Origin of the sequence: Corynebacterium striatum ATCC 6940, from assembly GCF_000159135.1 — a bacterium.
Taxonomy (GTDB): domain Bacteria; phylum Actinomycetota; class Actinomycetes; order Mycobacteriales; family Mycobacteriaceae; genus Corynebacterium; species Corynebacterium striatum.
On record NZ_GG667541.1, the window covers coordinates 1 to 976 of the forward strand.

The 976-nt window shown below is 53.2% G+C and carries 1 pseudogene; it reads left to right on the plus strand.

The window, feature by feature from the left end:
* Window positions 1-144: 144 nt before the first annotated feature.
* Window positions 145-976: pseudogene (locus tag HMPREF0308_RS12640) on the plus strand (DDE-type integrase/transposase/recombinase); the annotation flags it as partial.

Genomic DNA, 976 nt, shown 5'->3' on the forward strand with positions numbered 1-976 from the left:
TGTGATGTCTATGGAGTTTTTGGTCACGGAGTCTAATGGCTTTTTGGACGGGGAGTCCAGATAGTTTTTGGTCACGGAGTCCAAAGACTTCCTTGTCGTGATGTCTCAAGACTTTTTGGACAGTCGGTGGGTTGGAATACCAAGATGGCTATTTCAACCCATCTCCGCAAGAAAATAGCGGACTTCGACCCAGTAAGAGACGGACGAACCGTCACCCAATTCTGCAAGGATATTGGCGTATCTCGCCAAACCTATGCCAACATCAAACGCCGCGTTGAACAACGCGGCCGTGCAGGCATCCTGCCTGACTCCACCGCCCCGCATTCCCCAGCCAGAATCTACGATGATCACCTTCGTCAGAAAGTCATCACAGCTCGATCAGTGCTCAAGGCCCAGGGACGGGACTATGGCCCGTGGTCAATCTATTACTACCTCATTGATGACCTTGGTTTAGAGCACCCACCGGCACGGTCTACGATTGCGCTTTGGCTCCACGAAGCTGGTGTTGCTGAGGCCAATGCCCGTAAACGTCCTCGTAAAAGCTTTAAACGCTGGGCACGCGATAAAGTCGATGAGCTGTGGCAACTCGACGGGTTTGTCTACCGACTCTTTGACACTCCACATACCCAGATCACTATCTACCAGCTGGTTGATGATGCCAGCCGGTTTGATCTGGGCTCACAAGCCTTCGCCGCCAAAGAAAACGGATTCGATGCTCGCACTACCTTGGCCGCAGCAATAGAAACGTATGGTCGCCCGCAGGAACTTTTGACCGATAACGGTGAAGCTTTCGCCACCTATCACCGGGGCCGGTTGTCCGATACCGAGCGCTGGCTCGCCGCCCAAGGTATCTGGTCCATTGCAGGTTTTGGCCCGCAAACCCAAGGCAAAGATGAACGCTCGCATCAAACCATGACCAAGTTTCTCGATGCACGCCAACCTACAACACTTCAGCACGTCAAACAGCTGTTGGACG